Origin of the sequence: Pseudomonas sp. Pseusp97, assembly GCF_047304025.1 — a bacterium.
GTDB lineage: Bacteria > Pseudomonadota > Gammaproteobacteria > Pseudomonadales > Pseudomonadaceae > Pseudomonas.
This window is the reverse complement of record NZ_JBGLYK010000253.1, coordinates 1-7,324: the sequence shown is the minus strand read 5'-3', so window position 1 is coordinate 7,324 and position 7,324 is coordinate 1. Positions and strand designations below refer to the sequence as shown.

Sequence of the window (7,324 nt, the reverse complement as noted above, 5' to 3'; positions counted from 1 at the left end):
CCCGCCGCCTGCGCCGCGAATTCCCCGTGCCGCTGCCGCGCCCGCGCGACCGTCGCGCCGTGGAGCTGGCCTTCCTGCGCGGCGAAGCGCTGACCGAGCTCCACCAGTCCCACGTCATCTGAGCCTTCGCTCTGCGTAGGATGGCGTGGAGCGTAGCGATACCCATCGACCGGCGCGTGCCGGCTGGCAGCATGGGTATCGCTGCGCTCCACCCATCCTACGGGGCCCCCGCATGAAGAGGCTCGCGAGCAAGCTCGCTCCTACATTAAAAACAAAATAGCATAACTAAATGAATAAATAACATTTATTGGAATATGCGGAGGGCTGTTAAGGTCTATGCACATTGGTTAGCGGGACGGCATTTGCATCGTCCTGATCGTTATAAGGAAGCGTGCAGATGTATGTAGTCACCCTTGCCGGCAGCCCCAGCCAGCGTTCCCGTTCCGGTGTCCTCCTGGACATCGCGCGGAACTGGCTGCACGCCCACGGCGCCGAGGTGCGCTCCTACAGCGTGCACGACTTCCCTGCCGAAGACCTGCTGCATGCACGCTTCGACAGCCCGCGCATTGTCGAGCTGATCGAGCAGGTGCTGCGCGCCGACGGGCTGGTGATTTCCACCCCGGTGTACAAGGCGTCCATCGCCGGTGCGCTGAAGGTCATCCTCGACCTGCTGCCGGAGCGGGCGCTGGCGCACAAGGTCGTGCTGCCCCTGGCTACCGGCGGCAGCAACGCCCACATGCTGGCGGTGGACTATGCGCTCAAGCCGGTCCTCGCCGCCTTGAAGGCCCAGGAAACCCTGCACGGCGTGTTCGCCGAAGAGAGCCAGGTGCAATACCCCGAGGGCAATACCCCGGCGCGCCTGGAATCGACCCTTGAACACCGACTGCTGGAATCCCTGGAACAGTTCCACGGCGCCCTCGCGCGCCGGCCGAAACCCATCGATCCGAACCTGCTCAACGAACGGCTGATCAACGCCCGCTGGAGTATTTGAAAGAAGCGGCTGCAGGCGAAAGGCTGCAGCTGACAGGAAAAAACGCGAGAGCCAGCCGAGCCCCGAACGGGCAGGCGGCAACTGCGGAAAAACCACTGCGTTCGAACAACAACGAGGCCCTCACCGTCCCGACAACGGGACCGCAGGTCCGGCAAGCACACTCGATGAAGGAGCACTCCCATGCGGACCCTCACTTTGCGTAGTGGACTGGCGGCCCTGCTGATCGCGGCCCTGTCCTACAACGCCCAGGCAGACGAACAGCCCGGCACCCTGCGTATCGGCTACCAGAAGTACGGCACCCTGGTGCTGCTCAAGGCCCGCGGCACGCTGGAGAAGCGCCTGGCCGAGCAGGGCGTCAAGGTGCAATGGACCGAATTCCCCGGCGGCCCGCAGCTGCTCGAAGGCCTGAACGTCGGCAGCATCGACTTCGGCGTCACCGGCGAAACCCCGCCGGTATTCGCCCAGGCCGCTGGCGCCGACCTCGTCTACGTCGCCCACGAACCGCCGGCTCCGACCAGCGAAGCGATCCTGCTGCCCAAGGATTCGCCGATCAAATCCGTCGCCGAGCTCAAGGGCAAGAAGGTTGCCCTGAACAAGGGCTCCAACGTGCATTACCTGCTGGTGCGCGCGCTGGAGAAAGCCGGCCTGAAGTACACCGACATCCAGCCCGTTTACCTGCCGCCGGCCGACGCCCGCGCCGCCTTCGAACGCGGCAGCGTGGATGCCTGGGTGATCTGGGACCCGTACCAGGCCGCCGCCGAGAAGCAGCTCTCCGCCCGCACCCTGGTGGATGGCACCGGCCTTGTGGATAACCACCAGTTCTACCTGGCGACCCGGCCCTACGCGAAGAACCACCCGCAGGTGATCACCACCCTGATCGACGAAGTGCGCTCGGTCGGCCAGTGGTCGCAGCAGAACCCGCAGCAGGTCACCGACCAGGTCGCGCCGCTGCTCGGCCTGCCGGCGGACATCACCTTCACCGCGGTGAAACGCCAGGGCTACGGCGCCCAGCCGATCACCCCGGAAGTGACCGCCGCGCAGCAGAAGATCGCCGACACCTTCACCGACCTGAAGCTGATTCCCAAGAAGCTGAGCATCAAGGACGTGGTCTGGACGGCTCCGGCCAAGGTGGCCGCCCAGTAACTGATCCGCTTTTCGTAGGAGCGAGCTCGCTCGCGAACCCGCCCAGCTCCAGTGCTGCCGGGTAATCCGTTCGCGAGCAAGCTCGCTCCTACAGAAGCTGCAGCACGAAACACCCCCAAACCCATCATCGCGCGGCTACGCCACGCCGGCGCGCTTATCTGGAGTTACTGCGATGAGTCTCAACATCTTCTGGTTCCTGCCGACCCACGGCGACGGCCACTACCTGGGCACCGCCGAAGGCGCCCGTGCCGTGGACCACGGTTATCTGCAACAGGTCGCCCAGGCCGCCGACCGCCTCGGTTTCGGCGGCGTGCTGATCCCCACCGGCCGCTCCTGCGAGGATTCCTGGCTGGTCGCCGCCTCGCTGATCCCGGTGACCCAGCGCCTGAAGTTCCTGGTCGCCCTGCGCCCAGGCATCATTTCCCCGACCGTGGCTGCCCGCCAGGCCGCAACCCTCGACCGGCTCTCCGGCGGGCGCGCGCTGTTCAACCTGGTGACCGGCGGCGACCCGGACGAACTGGCCGGTGACGGCCTGCACCTGAGCCACGCCGAACGCTACGAAGCCTCGGTCGAATTCACCCGTATCTGGCGCCGCGTGCTCGAAGGCGAGACCGTCGACTACGACGGCAAGCACCTGCAGGTGAAAGGCGCCAAGCTGCTCTATCCGCCGATCCAGCAACCGCGTCCGCCGCTGTATTTCGGTGGCTCCTCCGACGCCGCCCAGGACCTCGCCGCCGAGCAGGTCGAGCTGTACCTGACCTGGGGCGAGCCGCCGGCCGCCGTCGCCGAGAAGATCGCCCAGGTGCGCGAGAAGGCTGCGAAACAGGGTCGCAGCGTACGCTTCGGCATCCGCCTGCATGTGATCGTCCGCGAGACCAACGAGGAAGCCTGGCAGGCCGCCGACCGCCTGATCTCCCACCTGGACCAGGACACCATCGACCGTGCCCAGGCATCCCTGGCGCGCTTCGATTCCGTCGGCCAGCAACGCATGGCTGCCCTGCATGGCGGCAGCAAGGACAAGCTGGAAGTCAGCCCCAACCTCTGGGCCGGCGTCGGCCTGGTCCGTGGCGGTGCCGGCACCGCGCTGGTCGGCGATGGCCCGACCGTGGCGGCGCGCGTGAAGGAGTACGCTGACCTGGGCATCGACACCTTCATCTTCTCCGGCTACCCGCACCTGGAAGAGTCCTACCGCGTCGCCGAACTGCTCTTCCCGCACCTGGAGCTGGCCCAACCCCAGCAACCGCAGGCGCGTGGCTATGTCAGCCCGTTCGGCGAAATGGTCGCCAACGACATCCTGCCCAAGGCCACATCCGCCAGTTGATACCCGTAGGGCGAATGAGGCGCCGTGGCGGATAACGCTGGCGCGTTATGCGCCCTACGTAGCGATCGAAGAATCCGGAGAGATGAGATGAGCGTTACCAACAACCTTTCCCAGCGCCTCGCGCCCTGGGCCCTGCCGGTGGGGCTGGTGATCATCTGGCAACTGGCGGTGGAATTCGGCTGGCTGTCCAGCCGTATCCTCCCGGCGCCCAGCGCGGTGGCCGAAGCCGGCTACCACCTGGTGGTCAGCGGCGAGCTCTGGCAGCACCTGGCTATCAGCACCTGGCGCGCGGCCGTCGGCTTCCTCATCGGCGGCAGCCTCGGCCTGGTGCTGGGCCTGATCACCGGCCTGTCGAAGTGGGGCGAGCGTTTCCTCGACAGCTCGGTGCAGATGATCCGCAACGTGCCGCACCTGGCGCTGATCCCGCTGGTGATCCTGTGGTTCGGCATCGACGAGTCGGCGAAGATCTTCCTGGTCGCCCTCGGCACGCTGTTCCCGATCTACCTGAACACCTACCACGGCATCCGCAACATCGATCCGGGCCTGCTGGAAATGTCGCGCAGCTACGGGCTGTCCGGCTTTGCGCTGTTCCGCCAGGTGATCCTGCCCGGCGCGCTGCCCTCGATCCTGGTCGGCGTGCGCTTCGCCCTGGGCTTCATGTGGCTGACCCTGATCGTCGCCGAGACCATTTCCGCCAACTCCGGCATCGGCTACCTGGCGATGAACGCCCGGGAATTCCTGCAGACCGACGTGGTGGTGCTGGCGATCCTGCTCTACGCCGTGCTCGGCAAGCTCGCCGACCTCGCCGCCCGCGGCCTGGAACGCATCTGGCTGCGCTGGCACCCGGCCTATCAGGTCAAGGGAGGTGCGGCATGAACGCGGTCAACAACCTGCCTCAGCAACTCAAGAAAGGCATCCCGCTGGCGCTGGAAAACGTGCGCAAGCGCTTCGGCGAACGCGAGGTGCTCAAGGGCATCGACCTGCGGATTCCCGCCGGCCAGTTCGTCGCCATCGTCGGCCGCAGCGGTTGCGGCAAGAGCACCCTGCTGCGCCTGCTGGCCGGGCTCGATGCAGCCAGCGACGGCCAGTTGCTGGCCGGCTCCGCGCCGCTGGAAAGCGCCCGCGAGGAAACTCGCCTGATGTTCCAGGACTCGCGCCTGCTGCCCTGGAAGCGGGTGATCGACAATGTCGGCCTGGGCCTGAAGGGCGATTGGCGTCCCAAGGCGCTGGAAGCGCTGGCAGCGGTGGGGCTGTCCGACCGCGCCAACGAATGGCCGGCGGGCCTGTCCGGCGGCCAGAAGCAGCGCGTGGCCCTGGCCCGTGCGCTGATCCACCAGCCGCGCCTGCTGCTGCTCGACGAGCCGCTGGGCGCACTGGATGCCCTGACCCGCATCGAGATGCAGCAGCTGATCGAGAACCTCTGGCAGCAGCATGGCTTCACCGTGCTGCTGGTCACCCACGATGTTGCCGAGGCCGTGGCCATCGCCGACCGGGTGATCCTCATCGAGGACGGCGAGATCGGCCTGGACCTCAACGTCGACCTGCACCGGCCCCGTGCCCGTGGTTCGGCCAGGCTCGCCGCGCTGGAAGCCGAAGTGCTCGAACGCGTGCTGTCGCTGCCGGCCCAGCCGCCCGAGCCGGAACCCGTTTCCCCACTGCCCACGCAATTGCGTTGGGCGCTCTGATCCACATTCATCCGTGAACACCCCATTCTCCCAAGGAGCTACGCCATGACCATCAAAGCCATCAACGTCCGCAACCAGTTCAAAGGCACCATCAAGGAAATCGTCGAAGGCGATGTGCTGTCGGAGATCGACGTGCAGACTGCCGCCGGCATCGTCACCTCGGTGATCACCACCCGTTCCGTGAAAGAGCTGGAACTGGCCATCGGCAGCGAAGTGATCGCCTTCGTGAAATCCACCGAGGTTTCCATCGCCAAGCTGTGAGTGCGGCGCTGGAGAAGAACGGGCAGCCCGGCGACGGGCTGCCCGTTTTCTTTTGTGCCGATGGCGCCTTGCTGGCCGTTGTAGGAGCGAGCTTGCTCGCGAACCCGCCCAGCTCTAAAGCCGCCGGCGAGTTGTTTTGTAGGATGGGTGGAGCGCAGCGATACCCATGCTGTCGGCGCGCGGCCTGATGGGTATCGCAAGCTCCACCCATCCTACGAGGAGCCCACCTTTGCGCCGGTGACTTGTGGCTAGAGCAATTGCTCTACTTCCCCTAGACTCCGCTCACACCAACAAGAGAATGGAGTCCCGCATGTCCCTGAGTCCCTCTGCCTTCGCGTTACTCGGCCTGGTCGCCTGGACCGTGCTGCTGGTCCTGCTGGTGGTCAACCAGCGCGGCCTGCTGGTGCTGTCCGGCCGCATGAAGGTCAACGCCTTCGCCGCCGACGGCAGCAACACCCCCGGCACCTTCGGCCAGCGCCTGGTGCGTGCCCACGCCAACTGCGTGGAGAACGTGCCGCTGTTCTGCGCCGTGCTGCTCTATGCCATGGTCACCCAGCAGACGGTGGTCACCGATCCGCTGGCGCCCACCCTGCTGGTGGCGCGTATCGTCCAGTCGGTGGTGCATCTGGCCAGCACCTCGGCACTGGCGGTGTGGGGCCGCTTCGCCGCATTCCTCGTCCAGCTGATCATCCTGATCTGGTGGCTGTTGCGCCTCTCCACCCTCATCTGACTGCCAGCGACGCGACGTCGTCGGCGGATGACCGGAACAGTTGCGCAGCCCAACTGTTCCTATGGGGCGATACCGCCATGACTTAGCATGGCGGACCGCACATGCGTCGAGGCTCCCATGCACGTTTCATCCGGCCGCTGGCAATTCGGCCTGTTCCTCGCCCTGGTCACCGCCGTCCTCTGGGGCATCCTGCCGATCAAGCTCAAGGAAGTCCTGAAGGTCATGGACCCGATCACCGTCACCTGGTTTCGCCTGGTGGTGTCCGGTGGCCTGCTGCTGATCTACCTCGGCTTCACCCGCCAGTTGCCGCGCTTCTCGCCACTGGGCAAGCGCGGCAAGGGGCTGGTGCTGGTCGCCATCCTCGGCCTGACCGGCAACTACGTGTGCTACCTGATCGGCCTGCGCATGCTCACGCCGGGGACCACGCAGTTGGTGATCCAGATCGCGCCGATCCTCCTGTTGCTGGGCAGCCTGGCGGTCTTCAAGGAGAGCTTCAGCATCGGCCAGGCGGTGGGCCTCGCGGTGCTGATCGCAGGTTTCGGGCTGTTCTTCAACCAGCGCCTGGCCGAGCTGTTCGGCTCGCTCGGCGAATACACCACCGGCGTGCTCATCGTGGTCTTCGCCGCCTTCATCTGGACCTTCTACGGCCTGGCACAGAAGCAGCTGCTGACCCAATGGACCTCGGTGCAGGTGATGATGGTGATCTACCTCGGCTGCGGCGCGCTGCTCACTCCCTGGGCGCATCCGCTGGAAGCGCTGGACCTTTCGCCATTGCAGGGCTGGCTGCTGCTGGCCTGCTGCCTGAACACCCTGGTGGCCTACGGCGCCTTCGCCGAGGCGCTGGCGCATTGGGAAGCCTCGCGGGTCAGCGCGACCCTGGCGATCACCCCGCTGGTGACCTTCGCTTCGGTGGCGCTGGCCGCCTCGCTGTGGCCGGATTTCGTCCTGCCCGAGGACCTCAACGGCCTGGCCTATGTCGGTGCGCTGCTGGTGGTCGGCGGCTCGGCGCTGACCGCACTGGCGCCGTCGTTGCTGCGCAGCTACCGGGCGCGAAGGGCGCGCATCGCCAACATCTGAGCCCGGCACCCGTAGGGGGGGGGGGGGGGGGGGGGGTTTGGGCGGGGGGGGGGGGGGGGGTGGGGGGCGGGGGGGGGGGGGGGGGGGGGGGGGGGGGGGGGGGGGGGGGGGGGGGG

The 7,324-nt window shown here is 66.6% G+C and carries 8 protein-coding genes and 1 pseudogene; all 9 read left to right on the top strand.

Annotated features, from left to right (window positions below):
* A pseudogene (locus tag ACCC94_RS26040) lies at window positions 1-122 on the top strand (ABC transporter ATP-binding protein); the annotation flags it as partial.
* Between the two features lie 275 nt (window positions 123-397).
* The gene (ssuE, locus tag ACCC94_RS26035; RefSeq protein ID WP_413352499.1) at window positions 398-991 is read left to right on the top strand and encodes an NADPH-dependent FMN reductase; all 594 of its coding nucleotides are present in this window, start codon (window positions 398-400) and stop codon (window positions 989-991) included.
* Between the two features lie 180 nt (window positions 992-1,171).
* Window positions 1,172-2,134: a sulfonate ABC transporter substrate-binding protein gene (locus tag ACCC94_RS26030; protein ID WP_413352498.1), complete on the top strand. Its 963-nt coding sequence runs from the start codon at window positions 1,172-1,174 to the stop codon at window positions 2,132-2,134.
* Window positions 2,135-2,306: 172 nt separating this feature from the next.
* Window positions 2,307-3,455 carry an FMNH2-dependent alkanesulfonate monooxygenase gene (ssuD, locus tag ACCC94_RS26025; protein ID WP_413352497.1) on the top strand — a complete coding sequence of 383 codons (1,149 nt, stop codon included), beginning with the start codon at window positions 2,307-2,309 and terminating at the stop codon, window positions 3,453-3,455.
* Window positions 3,456-3,542: 87 nt separating this feature from the next.
* Window positions 3,543-4,331, top strand: a complete 789-nt coding sequence (gene ssuC, locus ACCC94_RS26020; RefSeq protein ID WP_413352496.1) for an aliphatic sulfonate ABC transporter permease SsuC — start codon at window positions 3,543-3,545, stop codon at window positions 4,329-4,331.
* Window positions 4,328-5,140: an aliphatic sulfonates ABC transporter ATP-binding protein gene (gene ssuB / locus ACCC94_RS26015; protein ID WP_413352495.1), complete on the top strand. Its 813-nt coding sequence runs from the start codon at window positions 4,328-4,330 to the stop codon at window positions 5,138-5,140. The genes ssuC and ssuB overlap by 4 nt, the downstream gene beginning before the upstream one ends.
* Before the next feature lie 45 nt (window positions 5,141-5,185).
* Entirely contained in the window at window positions 5,186-5,401 is a 216-nt protein-coding gene (locus ACCC94_RS26010) for a TOBE domain-containing protein (protein ID WP_017517652.1), read from the top strand.
* Window positions 5,402-5,711: 310 nt separating this feature from the next.
* The gene (locus ACCC94_RS26005; RefSeq protein WP_413352494.1) at window positions 5,712-6,131 is read left to right on the top strand and encodes an MAPEG family protein; all 420 of its coding nucleotides are present in this window, start codon (window positions 5,712-5,714) and stop codon (window positions 6,129-6,131) included.
* 117 nt (window positions 6,132-6,248) lie between these two features.
* Window positions 6,249-7,208: a DMT family transporter gene (locus ACCC94_RS26000; RefSeq protein ID WP_413352493.1), complete on the top strand. Its 960-nt coding sequence runs from the start codon at window positions 6,249-6,251 to the stop codon at window positions 7,206-7,208.
* Window positions 7,209-7,324: the final 116 nt, after the last annotated feature.